The organism is Marinobacterium sp. xm-d-564, assembly GCF_013283345.1.
In the GTDB taxonomy this organism is placed as follows: Bacteria; Pseudomonadota; Gammaproteobacteria; order Pseudomonadales; family Balneatricaceae; genus Marinobacterium_E.
The window spans coordinates 167,933-191,573 of the sequence record NZ_WBYO01000004.1 but is presented as its reverse complement, the minus strand read 5'-3'; the positions used below and the strand labels follow the sequence as shown (position 1 = coordinate 191,573).

23 protein-coding genes are annotated in these 23,641 nt (G+C 49.2%); 7 read left to right on the top strand and 16 right to left on the bottom strand.

All coding sequences use genetic code 11. The features are described 5' to 3' along the window. Positions 1-203: 203 nt before the first annotated feature. From pyrF to gyrA, 11 genes are read right to left on the bottom strand one after another with little or no spacing between them, the layout of a single operon-like run. Complete coding sequence (gene pyrF, locus XMD564_RS06550) at positions 204-932, bottom strand: orotidine-5'-phosphate decarboxylase (protein ID WP_173495297.1); 729 nt, start codon at positions 930-932, stop codon at positions 204-206. A 1-nt stretch (position 933) separates the two neighbouring features. Further along, on the bottom strand, positions 934-2,118 hold the full coding sequence (lapB, locus tag XMD564_RS06545; protein ID WP_173481309.1) for a lipopolysaccharide assembly protein LapB: 1,185 nt from the start codon (positions 2,116-2,118) through the stop codon (positions 934-936). Beyond that, positions 2,115-2,420, bottom strand: coding sequence for a LapA family protein (locus XMD564_RS06540; RefSeq protein ID WP_173484327.1), 306 nt, complete (start codon positions 2,418-2,420; stop codon positions 2,115-2,117). Before XMD564_RS06540 ends, lapB begins: the two co-directional genes overlap by 4 nt. 2 nt (positions 2,421-2,422) lie before the next feature. Then, on the bottom strand, positions 2,423-2,719 hold the full coding sequence (locus tag XMD564_RS06535; RefSeq protein WP_173481311.1) for an integration host factor subunit beta: 297 nt from the start codon (positions 2,717-2,719) through the stop codon (positions 2,423-2,425). A 53-nt stretch (positions 2,720-2,772) separates the two neighbouring features. Continuing rightward, positions 2,773-4,455, bottom strand: a complete 1,683-nt coding sequence (gene rpsA / locus XMD564_RS06530; protein ID WP_173484326.1) for a 30S ribosomal protein S1 — start codon at positions 4,453-4,455, stop codon at positions 2,773-2,775. A gap of 25 nt (positions 4,456-4,480) precedes the next feature. Continuing rightward, positions 4,481-5,182: a (d)CMP kinase gene (gene cmk, locus XMD564_RS06525; protein WP_173481313.1), complete on the bottom strand. Its 702-nt coding sequence runs from the start codon at positions 5,180-5,182 to the stop codon at positions 4,481-4,483. A 3-nt stretch (positions 5,183-5,185) separates the two neighbouring features. Beyond that, positions 5,186-7,396 (bottom strand): prephenate dehydrogenase/arogenate dehydrogenase family protein, encoded by a 2,211-nt coding sequence (locus XMD564_RS06520; RefSeq protein ID WP_173495296.1) that lies wholly within the window; start codon positions 7,394-7,396, stop codon positions 5,186-5,188. After that, complete coding sequence (hisC, locus tag XMD564_RS06515; protein WP_173495295.1) at positions 7,396-8,496, bottom strand: histidinol-phosphate transaminase; 1,101 nt, start codon at positions 8,494-8,496, stop codon at positions 7,396-7,398. The genes XMD564_RS06520 and hisC overlap by 1 nt, the downstream gene beginning before the upstream one ends. Positions 8,497-8,507: 11 nt before the next feature. Then, complete coding sequence (gene pheA, locus XMD564_RS06510; protein WP_173481316.1) at positions 8,508-9,278, bottom strand: chorismate mutase; 771 nt, start codon at positions 9,276-9,278, stop codon at positions 8,508-8,510. A gap of 2 nt (positions 9,279-9,280) precedes the next feature. Then, the gene (serC, locus tag XMD564_RS06505) at positions 9,281-10,360 is read right to left on the bottom strand and encodes a 3-phosphoserine/phosphohydroxythreonine transaminase (RefSeq protein ID WP_173481317.1); all 1,080 of its coding nucleotides are present in this window, start codon (positions 10,358-10,360) and stop codon (positions 9,281-9,283) included. A 23-nt stretch (positions 10,361-10,383) separates the two neighbouring features. Then, entirely contained in the window at positions 10,384-13,032 is a 2,649-nt protein-coding gene (gene gyrA, locus XMD564_RS06500) for a DNA gyrase subunit A (protein WP_173508008.1), read from the bottom strand. Positions 13,033-13,197: 165 nt separating this feature from the next. On the opposite strand from gyrA, the gene ubiG reads away from it, so the two are divergent. Genes ubiG through XMD564_RS06485 form a run of 3 tightly spaced genes read left to right on the top strand, consistent with a single transcriptional unit; the run spans position 13,198 to position 15,346 of the window. Beyond that, entirely contained in the window at positions 13,198-13,914 is a 717-nt protein-coding gene (ubiG, locus tag XMD564_RS06495; protein WP_173508007.1) for a bifunctional 2-polyprenyl-6-hydroxyphenol methylase/3-demethylubiquinol 3-O-methyltransferase UbiG, read from the top strand. Beyond that, on the top strand, positions 13,911-14,567 hold the full coding sequence (locus XMD564_RS06490) for an HAD family hydrolase (RefSeq protein ID WP_256415751.1): 657 nt from the start codon (positions 13,911-13,913) through the stop codon (positions 14,565-14,567). Before ubiG ends, XMD564_RS06490 begins: the two co-directional genes overlap by 4 nt. Positions 14,568-14,578: 11 nt before the next feature. Beyond that, a complete protein-coding gene (locus tag XMD564_RS06485; protein WP_173498395.1) occupies positions 14,579-15,346 on the top strand; it encodes a YciK family oxidoreductase in 768 nt (255 codons plus the stop codon). Between the two features lie 215 nt (positions 15,347-15,561). Here XMD564_RS06485 and rluB read toward each other — a convergent pair whose 3' ends face one another. Next, on the bottom strand, positions 15,562-16,455 hold the full coding sequence (gene rluB / locus XMD564_RS06480) for a 23S rRNA pseudouridine(2605) synthase RluB (protein ID WP_173481322.1): 894 nt from the start codon (positions 16,453-16,455) through the stop codon (positions 15,562-15,564). A 75-nt stretch (positions 16,456-16,530) separates the two neighbouring features. Next, on the bottom strand, positions 16,531-16,932 hold the full coding sequence (locus tag XMD564_RS06475) for an H-NS family nucleoid-associated regulatory protein (RefSeq protein ID WP_173483084.1): 402 nt from the start codon (positions 16,930-16,932) through the stop codon (positions 16,531-16,533). A 259-nt stretch (positions 16,933-17,191) separates the two neighbouring features. Between XMD564_RS06475 and XMD564_RS06470 the strand changes: the two genes are divergently transcribed. Continuing rightward, entirely contained in the window at positions 17,192-17,689 is a 498-nt protein-coding gene (locus XMD564_RS06470; RefSeq protein WP_173481324.1) for a disulfide bond formation protein B, read from the top strand. A 2-nt stretch (positions 17,690-17,691) separates the two neighbouring features. Further along, on the top strand, positions 17,692-18,465 hold the full coding sequence (locus tag XMD564_RS06465; protein WP_217362073.1) for a sulfite exporter TauE/SafE family protein: 774 nt from the start codon (positions 17,692-17,694) through the stop codon (positions 18,463-18,465). Here XMD564_RS06465 and XMD564_RS06460 read toward each other — a convergent pair. The 3 genes from XMD564_RS06460 to XMD564_RS06450 are packed head-to-tail and all read right to left on the bottom strand — an operon-like array spanning position 18,462 to position 21,597. Further along, positions 18,462-19,406, bottom strand: coding sequence for a 2-hydroxyacid dehydrogenase (locus tag XMD564_RS06460; protein ID WP_173483085.1), 945 nt, complete (start codon positions 19,404-19,406; stop codon positions 18,462-18,464). The genes XMD564_RS06465 and XMD564_RS06460 overlap by 4 nt on opposite strands. Then, positions 19,399-20,184, bottom strand: coding sequence for a 2-oxo-tetronate isomerase (gene otnI, locus XMD564_RS06455; protein WP_173481326.1), 786 nt, complete (start codon positions 20,182-20,184; stop codon positions 19,399-19,401). The genes XMD564_RS06460 and otnI overlap by 8 nt, the downstream gene beginning before the upstream one ends. Beyond that, a complete protein-coding gene (locus tag XMD564_RS06450) occupies positions 20,185-21,597 on the bottom strand; it encodes a phosphomannomutase (RefSeq protein ID WP_173481327.1) in 1,413 nt (470 codons plus the stop codon). A gap of 34 nt (positions 21,598-21,631) precedes the next feature. On the opposite strand from XMD564_RS06450, the gene XMD564_RS06445 reads away from it, so the two are divergent. Together XMD564_RS06445 and XMD564_RS06440 are read left to right on the top strand one after the other, a co-directional pair. Further along, positions 21,632-22,411, top strand: a complete 780-nt coding sequence (locus tag XMD564_RS06445) for a trimeric intracellular cation channel family protein (protein WP_371740255.1) — start codon at positions 21,632-21,634, stop codon at positions 22,409-22,411. Next, positions 22,408-23,637: an MFS transporter gene (locus XMD564_RS06440; RefSeq protein WP_173508005.1), complete on the top strand. Its 1,230-nt coding sequence runs from the start codon at positions 22,408-22,410 to the stop codon at positions 23,635-23,637. The genes XMD564_RS06445 and XMD564_RS06440 overlap by 4 nt, the downstream gene beginning before the upstream one ends. Positions 23,638-23,641 lie beyond the last annotated feature (4 nt).

The following is a 23,641-nucleotide window of genomic DNA, read 5'->3' as shown; positions in this document are numbered from 1 at the left end:
ACCTCCATGTCTTATTTGAAATGAGAGCAATCCTTACTCTCACTATTCACACTAGACCATGGATCAAAAAACACCAAAAAATATTTATATTTTTTCGCAGTAAGGTGTCTGGCTTCAGCCTGACACCACTTTAACAGCGGTTATCCAGTAATGAGTGTCATTTGAAAGAGGTGTCAGGCTAAAGGCCAGACACCTCAAAGTGTTTACCTTGAACCTAAAGCCAAATCTACTTCTGACTGCACCTCAATGGCCGCGGCTTTAGGATCTTCTGAACCGGTTATTGGACGCCCAACCACCAAATAGGTGCTACCTGCAGCGATTGCTTCAGCAGGTGTCATGATGCGACGCTGATCACCGACTACAGAACCCGCTGGGCGAATACCTGGAGTCACAAGCTGGAACTGATCGGAGGCTTGAGCTCTGATTGCAGCCGCCTCTTGTGCTGAACAGACCACGCCATCAAGTCCTGAACTCTCTGTCAATGTGGCTAAGCGCTTAACCTGATCAATGGGATCGATATCCAAACCCATCTCGGCCAGATCGCTGCGCTCCATACTCGTTAGCACGGTCACCGCAATCAAGGAGGTACGTTGCGGCCCCTGGCTACGCTTCTCAACCTCTTCACGAGCCGCTTCCATCATTCGACGGCCGCCACTGGCATGGACATTAACCATCCAGACCCCCAGCTCGGCTGCAACACCACAGGCTTTTGCAACGGTATTGGGGATGTCATGAAACTTAAGATCCAAGAAGACTTCAAAACCGAGAGCGTGCAGACGTTCAACCACATCAGGCCCACAACGAGTAAATAGCTCCTTACCCACTTTGACACGAGAGACCTCAGGATCTAACTGCTTAGCCATCGCAATGGCGCTATCAGCTTCTGGATAATCTAGGGCAACAATAACGCGTTTGTTATCTTCAATGGACACTCTATTCACCTTCTAAACCTTGGATTGGGCGGATACTACCCCATCGCTTACAACTTGGACACTGCCAAACTAAACTGCGTGCTGCATAACCACAATGACCACAGCGGTAGACCGGTTTTGACATCTCGAGCTGCTGCGTCAACGACCGCAAATTCAACAGACTCTCTCGTGCACTGGATGAGCCATGCTCAATATGCATATCAATTAGGCGGTTAAAACCTTTTACTGATGGGCGACTCTTCAACGCCTCAGTGATAAATAGGCCCGCAGCAAAAACCCCTTCCCTATCTCTTTTCAACTCAGCCAAGGCAAGCATCACGCTGGTTGAGGGGTACTGCTTCATTAAGTCATTTAGATACTGGCTCAAACCAAGCTCATCACCTAAAGCGTCAAAACATCGCCTGAGTGGATTGAGTGTTTCTGGTATAAACAGTGGGTCTTGATCGGCAATGCTTTGCAAGGCTCTAATCGCCGAACGCCATTGCGACTTCAACATGAATACTCGAGCTGAGATGAGATTGGCTCGAACACACTTTGCATCGGTAGACAACGCAAACTCTAACTCTTTAAGTGCAGGGTCTAATTCACCATTAGAGATGTGATTTTGGGCAAGCTCACAGTGATAGTGTGAGAGCTCATTAACAAGCTCTATACGGTTTTTCTTTGGCAAAATATCAGCACTTTGCAGCGCCCGATGCCACTCACCCTCTTGCTCATAGAGACGGATTAGCAGAACGATGGCGCGATATCTTAATTCTGGATAGTCGGTCTGTTTGGCTAGAGGTGCAGCAGCGTCTTCTGCACGATCTAGCAAGCCTAGAGCAAAAAAGTCTCGTGCTAAGGCCAATTTCACACGCTGACGATCATAAACTGAGAGATCTTTACGCTTTAACATGCGCTCATGAATTTGAACGGCACGATCGATATCGCCTTTACGCCTCAGCAGCTTGGCCAACGCAATGTGTGCCGGCAAATTGTCAGAATTAACCTCAAGGGCATGAATGAACGATTCGATCGCCTCTTCCGTTCGGTTATCAATGAGGTGATCAAGACCTGACAGATAGGCTGGTGGTAGTGCTTGATTGCGACGATCTTTTCTTTTCAGGCGTCGATTACCCAGGTACCAACCTATGGCAACGGCAATCAGTAGAAAGAGAAAAATTAGGTAGGGGGAGTTGGCACTCATTCTGCGCCTCGTTGAACCTCACGATTCAACGTCTCAATCTGTTGCTCAGCATTACGCAACTTACGAGCCGAATTGAGCAATTTAGCACGCAGTGTCAGCACTCGTGCACTGGTCAATAGAATACCGACTAACAGGCCGACAACCATTGAGATGATCAACCAGACCGATAGGCTTGCTTCGGGTAGCTTCACCCAGACCAAATCAATGACGACGGGTGTTGTATTATGAATGGTGAGAACAATGCCCGTTAAAAGAACCAACAGAGCAATCGCTGACGTGATAAGAAGTTTAATCGCTCTCAAACTTAATACTCATCTTTCAAGCTGGCATTCACTTGCTCGCGCAGCTCTTTGCCAGGCTTAAAGTGTGGTACATGCTTGGCCGGCAGAGAAACGGATTCACCCGTTTTTGGGTTGCGACCGACGCGGGGGGCACGATAGTGAAGTGAGAAGCTTCCGAATCCGCGAATCTCAATACGCTCGCCATCGGCTAAGGTATCAGCCATTTGAGTTAACATGATTTTCACTGCCAACTCGACATCTTTCACAGAGAGTTCCGGATGTTTGTCTATTAGGCGTTCGATCAGCTCAGACTTAGTCATACCCACTTCCTATCGATACTGAAAACAGGGTAATAAGCTCACCCTGTTTTCTATCACTCTTTCTTACCCATCTGCTCTTTGATGAGATCACCAATCGTCGTTGCGCCTACATCCATATCTTTTGGAGCAGACTGAACCGCTTTAAGTGCTTCTTGCTGCTCTTTGGCTTCAATCGCTTTAACTGACAAGAAGATAGAACGATTACGACGATCAACATTGATCACAATCGCTTCAACACTATCACCCACAGAGAGCTCTGCAGATAGATCTTCAGTTCGTTCACGGGCAAACTCAGCCACTTTCAAAATAGCGTTTAGACCTTCAGCCACTTCAATTTCAGCTTGACGAGCATCCACTGCTACAACCGTACCGGTAACTTTAGAGCCCTTACCGTTCGCTTCAGCAAAGCTGCTAAATGGATCAGAGGCAAGTGCTTTAATGCTCAGAGAGATACGTTCACGCTCTGCATCCACTTGCTGGATAACCGCTTCAACCGTATCGCCTTTATTGAAACGTTTAACGGCCTCTTCGCCAGACTCATCCCAAGAGATGTCAGACAGGTGAACTAGACCGTCTACACCACCATCTAAGCCGATGAAGATACCGAAGTCAGTGATTGAGCGGACAGTACCAGAAACTTTGTCACCCTTGTTCGTTGACGATGCAAAGGCATTCCAAGGATTTTCGCGGCACTGTTTAATACCTAGAGAGATACGGCGGCGCTGTTGGTCGATATCGAGAATCTGAACTTCAACCTCATCGCCAACCTGAACAACTTTAGATGGGTGGATATTGCGGTTAGTCCAATCCATCTCTGAGACGTGAACTAGACCCTCCACGCCCTCACCGATCTGTGCAAAACAGCCATAGTCAGCAAGCTTAGTCACCTTAGCAGTAACGCGCTGACCCACAGCATAGTTTTCGATAGCCGTAGTCCAAGGATCTGCAGCCAACTGCTTCATACCTAGGGATACGCGCTTACGCTCTTGATCGTAGCGAAGAACCTTAACGTCGATCTCATCACCAACATTAAGCATTTCACTTGGGTGTTTGATACGTTTCCAAGAGATATCGGTAATGTGAAGAAGACCATCGATACCGCCAAGGTCAATGAACGCGCCGTAATCAGTAAGGTTCTTAACAATACCTTTAAGCGTTGCGCCCTCTTCCATCTGCTCAAGCAGCTTCTCGCGCTCTTCGCTGTTGGCCTCTTCTAGAATCGCACGGCGTGACACAACAATGTTGTTGCTCTTCTCATCGAGTTTAACAATTTTAAGCTCTAGATCTTGATCATCAAGATGGCTGGTATCGCGCAGTGGGCGAGTATCTACCAAAGAACCCGGTAGGAAGGCGTTGATGCCGTTAACCATAACCGTTAGGCCGCCACGGACACGACCACTGATGCGACCAGTAACCGTCTCGCCAGCTTCATACGCTTTTGCAAGAACAGCCCATGCTTCTGCACGCTTGGCACGTTCACGCGAAAGTTTGGTTTCACCGAAGCCATCTTCTAGGGATTCAAGCGCCACTTGCACTTCATCACCAACAGCGACTTCAAGCTCACCTGCAGCGTTTTTAAACTGATCGATGGGAATAACCCCATCTGACTTAAGACCCGCTGTTACAACAACAAAGTCATTTTCAATACCTACTACGGTTCCAGTAATGATGGAACCTGGTGTCATATTGACCTGTTCAAGACTCTCTTCAAACAGATCTGCAAAGCTTTCGCTCATGGTCTAAGCCTCAGTTTACGGAGTGCTAACGCAACCCTTTGTGGCGTGCTTGTTCTAGCACAGTTTTCATAACTTCATCGATAGACATAGATGTACTATCGAGAATCACGGCATCATCGGCTGGGCGAAGTGGCGCAACCGAACGGTTCATGTCACGATCATCTCGCGCACGAATATCTTCTAATATAGTTTCAAGGCTAGCACTCAGCCCCTTATCTATCAACTGCTTATAACGACGATCCGCGCGAACCTCTGCGGAGGCATCCAAGTAGATCTTCAACGGTGCCTGAGGAAATACAACGGTTCCCATATCACGTCCATCGGCCACCAAGCCGGGGGATTGAGCAAAATCGCGTTGACGTTTCAACAGTGCAGAGCGCACTTCAGTAATAGCGGCCACTTTAGAGGCATCGTTACCTATCTGCTCCGCACGAATAGCATGAGTGACCTCTTCACCTTCAAGTAAAATAGTCACCTCATCGCCCTGTTCAGAGGCAACAAAGCGCACATCGAGATGCTCAGCCAACACCTGCAGTGCCTCTACATCACTAAGATCAACACCATGATGGTTCGCAGCCAAAGCCGTCAGGCGATACAAAGCCCCGCTATCCAACAAGCTCCAACCAAGCTCCTGCGACAGCAATCGACAGATCGTACCTTTACCTGAACCACTTGGCCCATCAACGGTAATGATAGGGCATGAATTTTCATTATTGAGTGGATCCATCCACTACTCCTCAATCAATTTAATACCGACCCTTCGCGCCTGATCAATCAGTTCAGGAAAGGCGGTACTGATTGCTCGACATCCGTTAATTCGGATGGAACGATCAAAACGTAAACTTAACATCAGTAGAGCGAGTGCAAGTGCTGGGTGATCTGCAGCTTCCAACTCACAGGGACGCCAATCTGAAACCGGCGAAATAGTGACATCAGTATGTGACATACTGATGTCGGCACCCGCTTTACTTAACTCATCCACTGTCGTCTTGAATAGGGCTCTCTGTCGTTCTGGAATTCGATCGATACCTAATATAGTCGAATCACTCTGAGCAGACGCCATCGCTAACAGCAGTAGAGGGAGATCATCCCCAACCGAGGCCAACTCAGATGAGAGGCACTCGATACCTGATAACAACGAGGCTTTTACCTCTAAATCAGCGACCGGCTCACCGCCCGCATGACGATTGTTATTCAGCGCAATGTGCGCACCCATGCGTTCAAGTAGACGCAAAGAGTGAAGTCGAGTGGGATTCGCACTGACATTTTCAATAACCAGACTCGACTCTTGTTGTAAAAGAGCACCCACCGCGAAGGCGAAGGCGAAACTCAGATCCGCTGGTACCTGAACCGAACAGGCTTTTAGCGAAACGCCCGACTCGATAAACAGTCGACGCCCCTCTCTCACCAATTGAACACCAAAGGCATCTAGGAGACGTTCAGTGTGATCACGCGTCGTATTCGGCTCATAAACCTCTAATTCAACACCCGCACTGATGGCCGCCAACAATAATGCACCTTTAATCTGAGCACTGGCATGACTTGGCGCATAAGTAATCGATTTAAAGCGCTGACCACCCTTAATAGTGATTGGCAGCGAGCCTGTATTACTGTCGATGGAGGCACCCATCTGTGTCAGTGGATCGATAATCTCTTGCAGCGAGATCTTGGATAACTGCTCACTGCCCGTTAACCTCACATCGAAGTCTTGAGCAGAGAGTAGACCTAACAACATTCTTAACGAGGTCATTGAGCTACCAAAATAGAGAGGCGCTGACGGCGCTTGCAGTCCATTTAGACCCACACCAAACACTCTTACTCTACCTTGGTGTGGACCTTCGATAACCACGCCCAGATCACGGAAGATCTGAATCGTTGCTAGAGTATCTTCACTCTCAATTAACCCCTCGATCTCGGAGACACCCTCGGCAATCGCTGCCAACATAATGGCGCGTTGCGAGATTGAACGATCGCCGGGCACTCGTAACTCACCGCTCAACTTAGCCGTGGGAGATGAGACCAGCGTATCAATGGCATCACCTCTGAGCTCAGCATAGCCAGCACGCTCTAATACCAAAGAGAAATGTTCACGGGAGGCTTTAGCACGGGTAAAAATGCCCAATAAGCGTTGACTGTCACCCTGATCAACAGCAGCTCTTAGATCTTGCACACCCGTCATAAAGCGATCTATCTGCTCTAGCAACTGCTCACGGTTGGCGAAACAGACGTCATGCCACATGGTCGGATCACTGGCTGCAATTCGGGTAAAGTCTCTAAAGCCACCGGCCGCATAACGAAAGATATCGGTACTCTCAGCTTCTGCTGCTAAGGTATCTGCGAGTGAAAAAGCTAAGAGATGAGGTAAATGGCTGGTCGCCGCTAAGACCTGATCATGACGCTTAGGCTCCATTTGAACCACTTCAGCACCAATTGCCTGCCAGACTCGGGCCAGAGTTAGCGTCGCTTCGCTAGAGGCCCCCTCAGGAGGCGTCAGAATCACTTTTTTATGATTGAAGAGATCCGTTTGCGATGCCGATACACCACTTTTCTCTGCGCCCGCTATCGGGTGGCCAGGTATAAATCCTGTTGGCAGACCCTCAGGCCAAATAGCTTTAGCCGCTTCAAGAATGTTCAGCTTTGTACTGCCAACGTCGGTTAAGATCGCCTCAGGCTTCAGCCAAGGAGCGATCTGCAGCATCACCTTCTCTATCGCTTTGACCGGAACAGCCAATAGAATGAGATCAGACTGTTTTACCGCTGTTTCAAGATCCGTTGCGATGCTATCAACCACATTGAGAGCCAACGCTAGGTCGCACTCCTCTTGATTGAGATCGAAACCGATCACATGCTGAACGCTAACCAACTCTTTTGCAGCACGCGCAAAAGAGCCGCCGATCAGACCCAGTCCAATGACTAATAGGCGTTCAGCTTTAAACGACATTAAGCAAGCGCCTCAGCTAGGGCTTTCAAGAAGCGAGCGTTTTCATGCTCAAGACCGATACTAACCCGAAGATGATTAGGCAGTCCGTAATTGCCAACTGGGCGCGTAATGACACCCTTCAATAACATGGATTGGTAGATCGGCATGGCAGGCTGCTGCAAATCGATCAAGACAAAGTTGCCCTGACTAGGAACATAGCTGACACCCAATTCATTGAGCCCTTCGGATATCTGTTTAAGGCCCTGCTGATTTACCTCTTGGCTTCTCTTCAGGTATTCAGAATCCGAAAGAACCGCTTGAGCTGCTGCCAATGCCGCAATACTGACATTAAATGGCTGACGAACACGGTTTAACAGATCGGTAACGGCGACTGAAGCATAAGCAAAACCACAACGAAGCCCTGCTAAGCCCCAGGCTTTGGAAAAGGTTCGAGTTACGATTAAATTATCGAACTCATCAGCCAGCAACAGTCCGTTCGGCATACGTTCGGCCGTTAAATATTCGGTGTAAGCCTCATCCAAAACCACTATAACCTGCTCAGACACACGAGCCATGAACGCGCGAAACTGGTCTTCAGAGAAGACCGTGCCGGTTGGGTTATTGGGGTTGGCTAAGAAGATAAGACGCGTCTTGTCAGTAATGGCATTAGCCATAGCGTCTAGATCGTGACCATACTCTTTGGCTGGGGTAACTACGGACACGGCACAGCAGGCCTGAGTCACCAGCGGATAGACAATGAAAGCGTATTCTGAGTAGATCACCTCATCGTCAGGACAAACAAACACCCTAGCGATCAGCTCTAGTAGATCATTGGATCCATTACCCAGGGTTAAACGATCCTCTGCTAGTCCATAATGAGCCTTCAAGGTGCGTTTTAGCTCTGTTCCCGACGCATCAGGGTAGAGCGTTGCATCTTGTAGACTATCAATAGCTGCTTTAAGTGCGATAGAGCTTGGGCCCAAAGGGTTTTCATTACTGGCCAGTTTGATCGACTCAGTAATCCCCAGCTCACGCTCAAGCTCTTCGATGGGCTTCCCTGGTTGGTAAGGTGTTAACTGTTGAACACCCGATACTGCTAAAGTTTTTTGATCTACAGACACGATTTTAGTTCCTAAAAAACCGCTTTGGGAAAAAGACCCAGGTAGTGAAAGTTAAGTTCTGGCCCCAACAAAGACTGAAGCTGTTCAATCGACCTAGCGCCATCAAGCTCCATGTAGGTTAGGGATCCATCGGTGATATTTCGCTTCGAATCAGTAACCACTGATTCGGCACTCTCAACAATCAATGCTGTTTTATCATCGCCCGATGCCGAAACCTCTTGATGCCCTAACACTAAAAAGGCCTCATCACCATGGAGAGTTACCTCACCAACAACGTTTAACTGATGAGTCACCAATAACGACAAGACCTCAGGCAATCTATTTACTGAAAGAACCGCGTAGTGCAACGCTCCCTGCGCTAAGCTCAGCAAGGTTTCCGATGCACTAGCGAATGCAATAGGCTCAACCGAGTGACCAAATTGTTTCAGAGCAGCTTGCTCAGTATCTAATTCAGAGGTTGAAACAAACCCAACATTCATACGGTGCTCATGCGCCAGACAGACCGACATCACCTCCCTGAACAGACGTGCAATCTCCTGATCAGGAAGTGGTCCCTGATTGCGCTGCATCGCTTTACGAAGCACCTGCGCTTCTCGCTCAGGTCGATAAAAAACCGGCGAATTCGCACCAAAGTTATGCTTAATATCAGCCACTCTTTGGGCACACTCAGCACGCTTGTTCAACAGAGCATGAATCTCTTGATCAATCTGATCGATCTCATCACGCACCTGTGTCAGCGCCTCATCTTGAGTCAGCCCCTGGTAGAGATTCTGCTGATCCATTGTTAGCCTCGGCGCTTTTCGAAATCAGCCATAAAATCGATCAGTGCATCAACCGCTGCTTCGGGCACAGCATTGTAGATGCTTGCACGCATACCACCGACAGAACGATGCCCCTTAAGATTCAACAACCCTGCCTCTTCAGATTCGGCCAGGAAGGCTTTATCCAGAGCAGAATCCGCCAGTGTGAACGGAACGTTCATGATCGAACGGTTTCGCACAGCAACTGGGTTGGCAAAAAAGTCACTTGCATCAATCGCAGCATAGAGTTTAGACGCTTTGCGATGATTCAATTCCGCCATTGCAGACAAACCACCCTGGCGCTTAATCCACTGAAATACTAAACCTGACAGATACCAGGCCAGTGTCGGCGGCGTATTGTGCATCGACCCTTCAGCAGCGTGAACCGCATAGTCGTACATAGTCGGCGCTGTACTTAAGGGATTGCCTAATAGATCTTTACGCGCGATCACAACCGTTAAGCCGGCAGGTCCGATATTCTTCTGAGCACCCGCATAGATCAAACCAAAGCGTGAGACATCAACAGGCGCAGAGAGTATGTCCGAAGACATATCAGCCACAAGCGGCACGTCACCCGCGTCTGGAATGTAATCAAACTGAACGCCGCCAATGGTTTCATTGGTGGTGTAGTGAAGGTAGTTAGCCGTCGAATCAATAGAGAGATCAGACTGCAGCGGCGCTTCACAAAAGTTTGATGACTCAGTTGAGGCAGCGATAGAGACATCTGCAAAACGCTTTGCCTCTTTGATCGCTTTTTTCGACCAAACACCCGTGTTGATGTACGAGACCTTGCCACCTTGTGACAGATTCATCGGCACCATACCAAACTGACTGGTCGCGCCCCCTTGAAGGAACATGACAGCGTAGTCGTCACTGATGTTCATCAGATCACGCAAATCCTGTTCAGCCCCTTCAGCAACGCTAACAAACTCAGCGCTACGGTGGCTCATCTCCATAATAGAGAGGCCTTTGCCATGCCAATCCAACATTTCAGATTGGGCGATTTCTAGTACTTCCGTTGGCAGCGCTGCAGGGCCAGCGCTGAAATTAAATAGACGATTCATTTAATAGGGGTTCCGAGCCTCAATTACTCTTCTTCGCTGCCGTCGGAATCATCAGACTCCTCTTGTGCAACTTGACTCTCTTCTGATGCATTAGTTTCTGTTGAGTTACCCTCTCCAGCTGCATCAGTCGCATCTTCATCCTCTTCCGGCTCTTCGATTCGAGCGATACCGATCAGAGTCTCATCATCCGCTACGCGAATGAGTCGGACACCCTGGGTATTTCGACCGAGTGAGGAGATCTCAGAAGTACGGGTACGAACCATGGTGCCAAGATCACTGATCAGCATGATGTCATCGCCATCAAATACCTGGACAGCACCGGCCAACGCACCGTTACGATCGGTGCACTGCATAGCAATGACACCCATACCGCCACGACCACGAATTGGGAACTCTGTGATCGCTGTCTTCTTACCATAGCCTTTCTCAGAAGCAGTCAGCACCTGACCACCCTCCTTAGGCACCATCAATGAGATCACTTTAGCGACATCATCCAACTTAACGCCACGCACACCGCGAGCGGTACGACCCATCTCACGAACATCTGTTTCATTGAAGCGAATCGCTTTACCCGCAGAGGTCACCAGCATCACATCGTCGCTACCGTTTGTCAGTGATGCACCGATTAGGCGGTCACCTTCAACGATATCCAATGCAATCAGACCTGTACTGCGTGGGCGAGAGAAGGCCGATAGACGGGTCTTCTTCACGGTACCATTGGCTGTCGCCATGAATACGCAACGCTCATCATCAAACTCTTTAACAGGAAGAATCGTGCTGATGCGCTCACCCTCTGCCAACGGCAGAATATTGACCATAGGTCGACCACGAGCGGTACGGCTTGCCTGAGGGATCTCAAACACGCGCAGCCAGTAGACCTTACCGAAGTTGGTGAAACACAGGATCGTATCGTGACTGTTAGTCACCAGCAGATGCTCGACAAAATCTTCATCTTTCATTGCTGTCGCAGACTTACCTTTACCGCCGCGACGTTGTGCTTGGTAGGCCTCAAGCGGCTGTGTCTTCGCATAACCACCGTGCGAGATAGTCACAACCATCTCCTCTTCGGTGATCAGATCAGCAATGGTTAGATCCTGCATAGACGCAGTGATCTCAGTGCGACGCTCATCTGCGTACTCTGCAACCAGCTCGTTCAACTCTTCAGTAATCACTTCCATCAAACGAACGTGTGAGCCAAGAATCTCTAAAAGCTCTGCAATACGCTCGATAAGATCGCGGTACTCTTCAATCAGCTTTTCGTGCTCTAGACCGGTTAGACGGTGTAGTCGCAATTCGAGAATCGCTTGCGCTTGAGCTGGCGATAGGTAGTAGCTGTTGTCACGCAGGCCGAACTGAGCTTCCAAACCTTCTGGACGACAGGCATCTTCACCTGCACGCTCTAGCATATCCAACACCTGACCAGGCGCCCAAGCGGTCGCAATCAGCGCCTCTTTTGCCTCCGCAGGGGTTGGGGATTTCTTAATCAGTTCAATGACAGGATCAATGTTTGCCAGTGCGATCGCCAAACCTTCCAAGATGTGGCCACGCTCTCGCGCTTTACGCAGTAGGTAAACCGTACGACGTGTGACAACTTCGCGACGGTGACGAACGAAACACTCAAGCGCCGTTTTCAGATCCAATAGACGCGGTTGACCATCAACCAACGCCACCATGTTAATACCAAACACGCTCTGCAGCTGTGTCTGCGCAAATAGGTTATTGATGATGACATCAGGCACTTCACCACGACGCAACTCAATAACGATACGCATACCATCTTTGTCTGACTCATCGCGAAGTTCGCTGATACCTTCGATCTTTTTCTCTTTGACCAGCTCAGCGATCTTTTCGATCAAGCGCGCTTTGTTGAGCTGGTAAGGAATCTCGGTGATAACCAGCATAGGACGACCGTTTTTCGGGTGCTCCTCAACGTGGTGTTTTGCACGAACATAGATACGGCCACGACCTGTTCGGTAGGCCTGCAAAATACCTGCACGGCCATTGATAATACCGCCCGTCGGGAAGTCTGGACCTGGGATAAACTCAAGCAGTTCATCGATAGTAATATCCGGGTTCTCGATCAGTGCCAAACAGCCTCGAACCACCTCACCTAAGTTGTGGGGCGGAATGTTCGTCGCCATACCTACCGCAATACCCGCTGAACCATTGACCAACAGGTTAGGCACACGAGTCGGAAGGACCGCTGGAATCTTTTCGGTACCGTCGTAGTTATCGACGTAATCGACCGTCTCTTTATCCAGATCCGAAAGAAGCTCGTGAGAGATCCTCTTCATTCGAATTTCGGTGTAACGCATTGCCGCAGCAGAGTCACCGTCCACCGAACCAAAGTTACCCTGACCGTCTACCAGCATGTAGCGCATAGAGAAGTCTTGCGCCATACGAACGATCGTATCGTAAACCGCACTGTCGCCGTGAGGGTGGTATTTACCGATTACATCACCAACCACACGAGCGGATTTTTTGTAGGGTTTATTCCAATCATTACCCAGCTCATTCATCGCAAACAGCACACGACGGTGAACCGGTTTTAGGCCGTCACGCGCATCAGGTAGTGCACGGCCGACGATCACGCTCATTGCGTAATCTAGGTAGGACTGCTTCAGTTCGTCTTCGATATTTACCGGAAGAACTTCTTTGGTTAGGTCACCCATTATCTGGCGTTCCTTTTAGTCTTCTGTTCGCACCGCCACCCGGTGCAAAAATAAAGTCCACATCATAACACAAACAATTGAATCAAATCAGCTTTTGGGCCTTATTCAAAGGGGTGATAAACTAGCGCCATTAACCGTTAATGAATTGCCACTTTGGTAGCCTAAATGACCGATCAAACAAACCTGAATATCGACCCACAAGAGATCTCTAAATTCGAAGAGCTTGCATCACGCTGGTGGGATAAAGAGAGTGAATTCAAACCCCTTCACGATATCAACCCACTGCGAGTTGGCTTCATTGATCGTCATGCTGATCTGGCCGGCAAAGAGGTATTAGATGTCGGCTGTGGCGGTGGCATTTTATCGGAAGCGATGGCGCACCGCTGCGCCTCAGTTAGCGGCATTGATATGGGTGAAGCGCCACTAAAAATCGCCAAACTGCACGGCCTAGAGTCTGGCGTTAAAGTCGATTACACCCGCACAACAGCGGAAGAGTTCGCTGAACAGAACCCAGAGCGCTTTGATGTCGTCACCTGCATGGAGATGCTAGAACACGTTCCAGACCCAGCTTCGGTCGTAAAAGCCTGTGCAGCCCTAACCAAACCAGGTGGACGCGTTTTTTTCTCGACTTTAAATCGCAACCCGAAAGCCTACCTGTTTGCCATTTTGGGTGCAGAGCGTCTGCTTAAACTGGTTCCCAACGGCACACACGACTTCAACAAGTTCATCCGCCCGGCTGAACTGGCCAACCACATGCGTGCTGCTGGACTGGAGGTGGATGACCTATGCGGTATGACCTACAACCCACTGACCAAAGTCTATGCACTGGATGCTAATGATGTCAGCGTGAACTATCTGGTTGCCGCGACCAAACCACTATGAGATCCGCACTCTTTGATCTAGACGGCACAATGCTGGATACAGCCCCGGACTTTTATCGCGTCATTTGCCAGCAGGCACAGAACCACGGCTACGCGGAGCCCGATTTTCAGCTAATTAGGGATAATGCATCGAACGGCGGAAAGCCAATGCTTAAGGCCGCTTTCCCAGAGCAGTTCATTGCCAATGAGACAGCACTTCACAATGAGTTTCTCTCTCTTTATAGAAGTAACCCGGTCGAGAGTGGCGGTCTATTTCCTGGCTTTAACGAAGCATTAACTTGGCTTGAGGAGCAGCAGATCGCCTGGGGCATTGTGACCAACAAACCTCGCGAATTGACGGATATCGTGCTTGAACAGCTGCAACTCACTGATCGCTGCAGTGTCTGCATCTGCCCAGAGGACGTTAGTCAATCAAAACCCGATCCAGAAGGGATTATCAAAGCGCTTAAAACGGTTGATGCAACAGCAGAGCACTCACTCTACTTTGGCGACCATATTCGCGACATTGTCGCTGGAAAAGCGGCAGGCACACCAACGGTAGCCTGCACCTTCGGTTACTTAGCGCAAGGCGAGGATTATAGGGAGTGGCAAGCAACTCATGCACTTCATCAGTCCGAGAACCTTCTCTCATTTCTTAGTGAACAATTTATTTAAAAGGTCTAAGCATGTTTACCTACGACGCTCCCGAGCAACTTCTTGAAGGACGCACTATTCTGGTCACTGGTGCCGGTGATGGAATAGGTAAAGCTTCAGCTATCGCCTACGCCAAAGCGGGCGCGACTGTCATACTAGCGGGCCGCACCGAGGAGAAGCTTGAAGCTGTCTACGATGAAATTGAAGCGCTAGGCTGTAAACAGCCTGCCATCGTGCCGATCGACTTCGACAAGGCAAGCGAACCCGACTACATTGAGCTGGCCAACTTGCTGGATGAGACCTTTGGCAAGCTAGATGGCATCCTGCACAACGCAGGCATACTTGGTCTAAGAACTTCGATTGAGAACTACGACCCGATCATCTGGGAACAGGTAATGCGCGTGAACGTCAACGCACCGTTCATCCTGACACAGACCCTAATGCCACTGCTTAGACAATCCGAAGACGCCTCAGTCATTTTTGTCACTTCGGGGGTTGCGACCAAGGGCCGTGCCTACTGGGGTGCCTACTGCGTCTCTAAATTCGCCACACTGGGACTGATGGAGACCTTAGCTGACGAGCTAGAGAATGACCCAAGCATCCGCATCAACGCCATCAATCCAGGCGGTACCGCCACTGCAATGCGTGCCTACGCATACCCTGCAGAGGACCCAAGCACCATTGCAACACCCGACGATATCCAACCTGCGTATCTATTCCTAATGGGACCTGATAGCAAAGGAGTCAACGGACAGAATATAGATGCACAAGGTGCAATGTCTGCTGCGGATTTTAGCTAGAGAGCGAATACCCAGCCTAAAGGCTGGCCATTACCAACGTTGGAGCGGTCTTAAAAAGGCCGCGATCTTAGTAGAGATGACTGGCCTTCAGCCTGTCATCCGCAGTTAGAATTTAATGCCTATCTGGAAAACACCGATAAAGCAGATGACAGGCTGAAGGCCCGTCACTATCAGCTAGAGAGAGGGATCAGACCGAAGGACAGCCCCCTCAATTGTCACCCTCGCTTGCCCACGACACGAACCTTACGCTTACGGCGATCCTGTCGTGCTGAATCACGGTTATGATCGGTGGTTTGACGTATCTTCTGGCGTTTGTATTCGCGCTCTTTACGATCAAGATCTTCGGGATTGATCGAAGGCACTTTACGACGCTCTAGCAGCAGCTCATCCGTTAGAATGTCGACCTCTTTCTGACCAAGCTCACGCCAAGTGCCTACCTTAACGTCACTGGGGAGGAATACCGGCCCGAAACGGACACGCTTTAGACGGTTAACTTGCAGCTCTTGCGACTCCCAAAGACGACGAACTTCACGGTTACGCCCCTCCATGACACAACAGTGGAACCATTTGTTGGCACCTTCACCATTGAAGTAACGAACGTCGGTAAACTTAGCCATGCCATCTTCAAGCAGAACACCGTCAGTTAGACGCTTGAGTACGGCATCACTGACATCACCTAGAACTCGAACCGCGTATTCACGGTCAATGTTGCTCGATGGGTGCATCATCTTGTTAGCAATTTCACCATCGGTAGTAAAAACCAAAAGACCCGATGTATTGATATCGAGACGACCGATCGCAACCCAACGCTCAGATTTAAGCTTCGGCAGATTATCAAAGACAGTTGGCCTGCCTTCAGGATCATGGCGAGTGCAGACTTCACCAATGGGTTTATTGTAGATAAGAACTCGAGCAGTTTGGCTACCCGCACTGTTCAGTTCAATAGATTTGCCATCGACCTTAATCTGGTCTTCAGCAGAAACACGATCACCAAGAGTCGCCAATTTGCCGTTTACTTCGACTCGACCCTCTTCGATCCAACGCTCCATCTCACGACGTGAGCCTACACCGGAGCGCGCCAACACTTTTTGCAGTTTTTCATCAGACATGCGGACGCAACCTCAAAACATAGAAACAAAAAGACCCTTCCGAGGAAGGGCCTTCACTCATAGAGCGATTATATATCAATCTATGGTTGGCAGTTGATCTTTTGTGATACCACGAGAAGCCATGTACTCTGCGAATACAGTTGGAGTGCGACCGCGACCTGTCCAGGCATGGGTTTGACCACTTGCATCGGTAATCTGGTACTTAGCTTTCACCTCTTTACGAGATTTAGGCGCCGATTCAGTGATACCAGTTAGCTCATCGAGCGCAATACCCGCTTCACGCATCTTCTGGCGAATCGCTTCAATCGCCTCCAGCTTTGCACGGTTCTGCTCTAGTAAAGCAGCTTCCTCAGCGCGACGCTCTTCAAGAATATCCGTTAGATCGGCAATCACTTTTTCGATCTCATCTGCACCAACCGATTGGCACTGTTTACGAAGAGAGTTTTTGCGCAAAAGAGTTTTAATAAAATCGCTCATCAAAAATTCCTAATACTATTAATAGTTGGCAAAGGGGATGCACAGTTTTAATTTAACGCCAACATAATATATAAAAATAAATAGTTTTCTCAATATAAAACTTTAAATAAATAAAAATATTTAAAAAACCTAAACCAAACAATTAAATTAAACCACGAATAAATCCATTTAAATAAATTTACAAAGTTCTAATTTTTAATAGCGACAGCGAATAAAAAGATGATTAGAATCACCTAGAAAATAACCATTCAAAGAAGCCATGTTTAAGTTTAGAGAATCGCCAAAACCGCTCATCTGGAGCTACACACTTATACTCGCGTTAGGCCTCGAGGCTGGGGCTTTAGTTTTTCAATACCTACTCGACTACGGTCCCTGTGCTCTCTGCGTACAGATTCGTGCCACACTCTTTGGCGCCCTTCTCTTGGCAGTATCCGGGAAGATCTTCTCAGCGCGTTCTATACAGACGCTGCTCGCCTTTTTACTTGTTCCACTGATGGCTTTTCTGCTTTACCAGAGCTACCAAGTTTTAGGGATCGAGCGCTACTGGTTTGAGAGCAGCTGCACATTGAGCGACCCTTTCCCAAACTGGTTTCCCCTTCACCTTTGGCTTCCGGCAATATTTGAACCTTGGGAGCTATGTGGCTACACGCCAGAGATCATTAAAGGGATCACTATGGCAGAGGTGCTTATTGTCACGGCAGCGGTCTCTTTAGCCTTATCAATTTGGCATTTAATCAATCAGCTAAAGAGTCAATAAGTTTGGAAGAGATTCTATTTCTTGCCGCTGCAGGTATTTTAGGTGGCATCGTAAACTCTCTTGCTGGCGGTGGAAGTTTTATCACATTCCCCGCTCTGATTGCTGTTGGGGTTCCCCCTGTCATCGCCAATGCCAGCAACACCTTTGCTGCAACAGCTGGCTATCTTTCGGGCACCTATGCGCTTCGACAAGAGATAAAAGATTCACCTAAAAAACTTCTGATCTTCTCTTTTATCTCTGCGATCGGCGGAATAATAGGTGCCTACCTGTTAACACAAACCTCTAACAGCGAATTTGAAAAAGCCGTGCCTTGGCTACTACTCTTCGCGACTCTGCTGTTTATTTTTGGCGGACAGTTTAATAAGACATTACAAAAGTGGAGCCAAAAACATCGCCATATCGATAAAGCACAAAACGGGTTATTTACCCTGCTTTTTATTGGCGTATCAATCTACGGTGGATTCTTTAATGCAGGACTGGGGATATTACTGCTGAGTTACTGCAGCTTAGCAGGCTATCGCTCTGTTAATGAGATGAATGCACTTAAACTGCTCTACTCATCGACCATTTCAGGTTGTGCCATTGTGCTATTCCTAATCAATGATCTGATTAGCTGGAACGAAACATTGATACTGCTGGTTGGCACACTGATTGGGGGCTATGCAGCAGGCATCATCTCCAAGAGGATTCCAAACAGCTGGGTTAGACTGGCCATCATTTTTGCCAGCACAGCCATCACCCTCTGGTTCTTTACCAGCATTTACCTACTGGACTAATTGACGGGAGTAACCAGGCTTCCTGATTCGATATAGGCTTTTACATTATCGACAACCAACTGGGCCATTGCCGTTCGGGTTTCAAACGTGGCACTACCAACGTGTGGCAATAGCAACACATTAGGCAGATCCATTAGCGCCTCTGGCACCTCTGGCTCTCTCTCAAAGACATCCAACGCCGCACCACCCAACTCACCGGACAGCAGAAGATCAACCAGTGCCTTTTGATCCACCACCGCACCGCGGGCGATATTGATCAGCGAACTTTGTGGTCCCAAGGCCTGTAACACCTCTCGATCGATCATCTGATAGGTCTCTGGCGTACTTGGACAGAGCAGAAGCAAGTAGTCGGACCATTTTGCCAGCTCAACAATCGACGCTTCATAAGCGTAGTCGACATCCTCCCGTGGATGACGATTGTGATAGCGAATCTGCATTGAAAACGCCTCGGCTCTCTTAGCAGTCTCCAATCCAATGCGTCCTAATCCGACAATACCCAGGCGCTTACCGCTGACTTTTTGCCCCATCGGTGGTGTTGGGTTGCTAAGCCATTCACCGCGACGAACAAAGCGTTCAGCCTCGCCCATACAGCGCGCTTGTGAGATCAGCATCCCAATCGCCATATCCGCCACACACTCGTTAAGCACGTCGGGTGTGTTGGTCACATACACATTGCGCGAAGTCGCAAACTCGACATCCACTTTGTCATAGCCAACGCCCCAGTTAAAGATCACTTTAAGATTGGGCAGCTGCTCCATCAATGCGTTTGCACAGCCTTTGCCGGCACTGGTGACCACCAATTCAAAATCGGCACCCTGATCCGCTAAAAACTGATTCGCATCACCCTGCTTATTTAGCGGAACCAGTTCAACCACCTCCGCCAACATACCTTTTAGCTCAGCACTAATGCCGGCAACAAGAAGCGCCTTGGGTTTATCCATTAGATGACCTTTTGTAGTCAGACAACCAACCCAAACCCTCTAAAGTCGTTGTTTTAGGTCGATATTCGCAACCAATGAATCCTTGATACCCTTTTTGATCGAGCCAGTTAAAGAGGTAGGAGTAGTTGATTTCGCCGCTGGATGGTTCATTGCGATCGGGCACGGATGCGATCTGCATATGATCAATCAGAGGCCAGTATCGCTCTAAACGGGTAATAAGATCCCCGCACATAATCTGAGCATGGTAGAGGTCAAACTGCATTTTTAAATTTGTGCGATTGGCCAACTCAATCACCTCTGCAGCTTGCTCAGGTGTCGTTAAAAAGTAGCCTGGCATATCACGACTGTTAATCGGCTCAATTAACACATTGATACCTGATAAGTTCAGTTGATCGGCCGCCCAGGTTAAATTATTCAGATAGGTTTCAAATGCCTTTGGATCGGAAAAATCGGCTAGCCCGGACATGATGTGCAGACGTCGATTGCCCAACACCTCGGCATAAGAGGCCGCCTGTTCAATCGAGGCTTTAAACTCAGATTCGCGACCGACCAGCGCCGCTAGCCCACGTTCACCCGCACCCCAATCACCGGCAGAGGCATTGAACAGCGCTTGCTCCAAACCAGACTCATTTAAAAGGTCTTTAATCTGTTCCGCAGGATAGTCGTACGGGAAAAGATACTCGACCGAATCAAAACCGGCTTTTTTTGCCGCAACGAAACGCTCTAAAAAGGGAAGGTCTGAAAATAGAAACGATAGGTTAGCAGCAAAATTTAACATCTATACTTCACTCTTAAACAGTTGCTCGACCTTGTTAAGTACCCGACGACAGAGTTCTGTCGCATCCTGTTCACTGTTCATCTCGACATAACAGCGCAGCTCTGGAGCATTACCAGAGGGACGAAGATGGACAATCGTATCAGTATCAAAGTCGACACGATAACCATCGGTCTGATCGACTGATCGAATACCACCCAAAGACCAAGGCATTAGCGATTCAAACTGCAGCTGCCCTTCATTCAGACGCTGTAACATCGATTGGCTCCACTCGGTCGCTATCCCTGGAATGCGATCCGATGCGGTGTATCGCTCTGGCAGCTCGGCCGACAGTTGACTGGCCTTAAGCTGATTCTGTTTGGCGAGGTAGATGACCGCCAGCATTGGCAGAACAGCATCACGCGTCGCCAACGTTGAAAGCGTTGACCCATTCAGTCCAACATCGCTACCTAACAAAAATCCACCGTTCGCTTCAAAACCGGCAACAACACCCTCTGCAACCGACTCCATTCCTGCAATCACATAGGGTGAGCCTATTCGTGTACGCAGCGTTTGATCAAACCAACCGCTTAATTCCAGTGCCGTATTACTGCTGACGGGAGTCACAACCGCTTCTGCACCGACCGCCTTTGCTGTGAGGACACCCAGAATATCACCGCGGAAAAAGGTCCCTGTCTCATCGGCGATGAGAGGACGGTCCGCATCACCATCGGTAGAGACCAAAAGATCAAATCCAACCTCAGACGCCCAACGCTTAGCCTGTTCAATATCCTCTGTACGCACCGCTTCAGTATCGATAGGCACAAACTGTTCTGTCCTGCCAAGGGCAATCACCTCTGCCCCCATCGCCTCGAACAGTTCACTTAACAGATCACGAGCAACACTTGAGTGCTGATAGATAGCGACCTTCAAGCCAGAACAAAGATCTTGACCGAAACAGTCAACATAGCGTGATAGGTAAGCCGACTTAGCACCAGCATCAATCGCAGGCAGTTCTGGACACTCAATAATTTGAGGCAGCACTACCTCGGCCGATGAGATCGACTCTTCATGTGCCTTATTGATCTCACCCTCGACGCTGTAAAACTTGATTCCGTTCCGATCGAACGGGATATGGCTGCCAGTCACCACAATCGCAGGCGCATGCATCTTAGACGCGTAGTAGGCGACGGCTGGTGTTGCCAATGCACCGACATAAATCACCTCGACACCTAAGTCTCTCATGGCCGCCATGCAGGCTCGGGTAATTTGCGGGCTGGAGGGTCGTAAGTCATGACCTATAACAACACGGGTCCCTTGACCTGCCGCTTGCCAAAACGCAGCAGCAAAGGCGTACGCGACCTCATTGGTTAGCTCACTGACCAAGCCTCGAACGCCACTGGTACCAAACTTAACGCCCGCTTCAGAAATTTTCATAATCAAATAGATCCTTTACTCATGGATGATTTGAGTGAAAGAATGCACAATTCATACCAACACTGACCCATATAAATATGAGTCCGATTGTCGCACAGATAAGCTTGCATCCATAGAGAGCAAAGGGAGGCTTTTGTTGTTTAGTCAGCCACTACTCGCTGCCGAGTTTCTAGGGACGGTTGTATTTGCTATCACCGGTGCCTTAGCCGCCACCGGTAAGCGCATCGACATCTTTGGCGTCATGGTATTAGCCGTCGTCACTGCGGTAGGTGGAGGGACTATTCGTGACCTAACCATCAACAACGGCCCCATCTTTTGGCTTGAAGAGACCTGGTATATATCAACGGCACTGATTGCGGGTCTCGTGACCTTTATCTTAGCGCGTTATCTTCGCTACCCGCGCCGACTGTTGCTGATATTCGATGCCGCCGGTATCTCACTTTTTGCAATCATCGGTGCGCAAAAGGCCCAGATGGCTGATCTATCGCCCCTACTGGTCGTCATGATGGCCTGTATCACAGCCGTTGCAGGCGGCCTTATCCGTGATGTGCTAACCAATGAAGACCCGATGATTCTTGGCGGTGGCGACGGCGAACTCTATGCCACCTGCACCATACTCGGTGCGATGGTATTTGTATCAGGTGAGGGTTACATCGATCCGATACTCCTCTCCTACTTGGCAATGTTAGTCATTTTTCTAACCCGACTGGCCGCCATATTTGGCAATTTGCGTCTGCCAAAATTTATTGATGCAGGCCATAGATTAGAGAGTCATGAAGAGGCCAGAAACCCCTCTAAGGATTCAGACCAGTGAGTGACACCCGGCTATTAAAACAGGGATTATTTGTTCGGTTCCTCACCAGCCAACTCACCTCCGGCATGGCGATTCAGATGATGCTGATCGGCTTGGGCTGGCAGGTCTACCTGATGACCGAAAGCGCTATGGCGCTTGGCTGGGTTGGTCTGGCGCGTTATGTACCTCAGATTCTGTTTACGCTGCACGCAGGCGACATGGCCGATCGATACGATCGTCATAAGGTGATGATTTGGAGTCGGGTGCTGCTGTTAATCACCATTGGTGCGCTCTCCTTAACCAGTTTCACTGAGACCATTACAGAAGGGATCATCTACATAGCCTGTTTCATGCTGGGCGTCTCTAGAACCTTCAGCATGCCTGCGGGGCAAGCGATGGTGCCGAATCTGGTGCCGCGCCAGCTTCTGACCCAAGCGATGACACTGACCGCTTCAGCTCGTGAGACCATTACAATTATTGGTCCGGCTTTAGGTGGCGTCATCTATATTTTTGGAGCCGGCACACTCTATGCCACTAGCATGCTGTTCGTCTTAATATCGATTGTGACGCTGTTTGGCATGAAAGATACAGCCATCAAACGGGACCGAAGCGAGCAGCGTCGCAAAGAGTTGTTTGAGGGCTTTGTCCACGTCTGGCGCAACAAACCGGTATGGGGATCGTTAATGCTCGATACGCTGGCGGTTCTAATCGGCAGCGTTACTGCTCTTCTACCGATGATTGCGCACGAAATATTACAGACCGATTCAGTCGGTTTAGGCCTGTTAAGAAGCGCACCAGCGGCGGGGGCCGTTGCGATGTCGTTCTTGCTTGCAAAATACCCGATTCAACGACACTCCGGGCGTTGGCTCTATGCGGCCGTCTGGGTCTTTGGCTTGGGCACTCTGGTCTTCGGTTTCTCTGAAGTGATGTGGGTATCGCTGACCGCTCTGTTTGTTCTTGGCGCCGCCGATATGATCAGTGTTGTGATTCGCTCAACACTGGTTCAGGTTGAAACACCCGATGAGATGCGCGGACGGGTCAGCGCGGTTAACTCACTCTTTATTGCAACCTCCAATCAACTGGGTGAATTTGAATCAGGTGCACTTGCCGCCTGGATTGGTGCGGTCCCCTCCATTCTATTTGGTGGCTTTGGCACCCTCGCCCTGGTAGCACTTTGGATTCCGCTCTACCCCACTCTTTGGAACCGAGATCATCTCGTCACACCCGAATCCGAAACTGAAAAATAGAAGC